The following is a 2,187-nucleotide window of genomic DNA, read 5'->3' on the forward strand; positions in this document are numbered from 1 at the left end:
GGTTCTCAAGGTGCACGCCTGCGCCGGTTCCCGGTCCGACCGGGCCGCGCGGCAAGGAGATATATTGCCAGACCGGAGGGGCCCGCGGGGCGGGAATCTGGTTGCACACAGCTCCTACACATTTATTATTCATCGACCAAACGTTAGAGCAAAAGAAGGGGGCCCTTTGCGAGACCCCCTTCCCTTCTTATCGGTAACAGTCTGTTTATCAAGCCCTAGGCCAGCAGCTTGCGGCCAGACTCCTCAATCGCGTCAAGTGCTGCATCAGCCTCGGCGGCATCCGCGCCCTTAGCGAAGATGTACAGCTTGATCTTGGGCTCGGTGCCGGAAGGACGGACAATACCCTTGTTGCCACCCTCAAGATCGAACTCAATGACATTAGCCTTCGGCAGGCCGTTCACGCACGTGTTGTAATCCACAACGGCCTCGATCTTGGAGCCTGCGAGCTCCGCGGGCGGGTTCTCGCGCAGACCAGCCATGATGCCGGCCATCTTTGCCGCACCCTCAGCGCCCGGATAGCTCAGCGAAATCGTCTTGTTGTGATAGTAGCCATACTTCTCGTACAGCTCGTGCATCGCATCGGCAAGGTTCTTGCCCTGGAGCTTGTAATACTGCGCCATCTGGCAAATCAGAAGCGAAGTGCTCACGGCGTCCTTGTCACGCACGTGGTCGCCGGCCAGATAACCGTAGCTCTCCTCGAAACCGAAGATAAAGCGATCGACTTCACCAGCATCGGAAAGCGAGGTAATGATGTCACCGATGTACTTGAAGCCCGTCAGGCAGCGACGGAGCTCAAAGCCATACTCCTCGGCCAGAGCATCGACCATGGCGGAAGAAACAATGGTAGTAACCGCGACCTTCTTGGTGAGATCCTCGCCGCAGGCGGCACGGGTCTTGCAGATATAGTCGAGCAGCAGAACGCCCATCTCATTGCCGGTCAGCAGCAGATAGTCATCACCATTCTTAACAGCAACGCCAACACGGTCGGCGTCAGGATCGGTTGCAAGCAGCAGATCGGGGTGAACCTGCTCGCACAGGTCGATTCCCTTCTGCATGGCCTGACGGATCTCGGGGTTAGGATACGGGCAGGTCGGGAAATCGCCGTTCGGGTCCTTCTGCTCGGGAACAACCGTGACATCGGTGATGCCGGCGCGCTCGAGCACCGTCGTGACGGGAATGAGACCAGTGCCGTTGAGCGGAGTGTAGACGAGCTTAAGCGGAGCGCCAGCAATCTCCTCGGCAGAAAGGTTGGTCACGCCGCGCGCGAGAACGGCGTCGTAATAACGCTCGAGGCACGAGTCATCGATCCATTTGACCAGACCCTGCTCAAGAGCCTCATCGAAGTCCATGGACTTCACGCCAGTGAACGTATCGGTCTCGGCGATAGCCTTAGAAATTGCATCGGCGGCCTCGCTAGTGATCTGGCAGCCGTCGGGGCCATATGCCTTATAGCCGTTATAGGGCGCAGGGTTATGACTAGCGGTCATGCAAATGCCACCGGAGCACTTAAGGTCGCGGACGGCCCAGGAAAGCGTCGGCACGGGAGAAATCTTAGGGTACACGAGAGCAGTCACGCCGTTTGCTGCAAGAATGGCAGCAGTCGTCTTGACGAACAATTCGCCCTTATTGCGGCTGTCGCGAGCAATGGCAACCGTCGGATGCTCAAAAGTCGCATTGAGATAGTCGGCGAAGCCCTGCGTTGCACGGCCGACCGTATAGATATTCATACGGTTAGTGCCAGCACCGATCGTGCCACGCAGGCCGGCGGTGCCGAAGGCAAGATCCTGGAAGAAGGCATCGGTGATGGCATCCTCGTCACCCTGCTCCTTCATCGTGTTGAGCTCAGTCAGCAGCTCATCATCCTTGACATTGGCAATCCAAGTATCAAGCAGCTCGTGAACATCTGCCATGTGCGTCCTTCCGTCACAATCAATAAAACGGCCCGCCTAAAACAGGTCAAGCGCAGTATCACGCTTAAGTAGATAGTAATCCATTGAGTGCGTGAGACTGTCAGGAGAACGGTGAACGTCTGAATAAGACGGCAGATAATATCGTTGTAAAAAATGTCATTTAGTTAAATTGCCTGAGAAACGAAAAAGGGGGAGGCCGCGAGGCCTCCCCCTTCTCAGTCCAAGCGCACGGCTCGGTGCCGTCCACCGGTCAGCGGCGCCCTGGCCTCCCACGGGC

Annotated in this window: 1 protein-coding gene; it reads right to left on the minus strand. The window is 57.2% G+C overall.

All coding sequences use genetic code 11. The features are described from left to right. Positions 1-215 precede the first annotated feature (215 nt). Positions 216-1,910 carry a phospho-sugar mutase gene (locus tag ACTQV4_RS10255; RefSeq protein ID WP_441569777.1) on the minus strand — a complete coding sequence of 565 codons (1,695 nt, stop codon included), beginning with the start codon at positions 1,908-1,910 and terminating at the stop codon, positions 216-218. Between the last annotated feature and the right edge of the window lie 277 nt (positions 1,911-2,187).

The sequence above is a fragment of the Collinsella sp. LCP19S3_B11 genome (genome assembly GCF_052121915.1).
Taxonomy (GTDB): Bacteria; Actinomycetota; Coriobacteriia; order Coriobacteriales; family Coriobacteriaceae; genus Collinsella.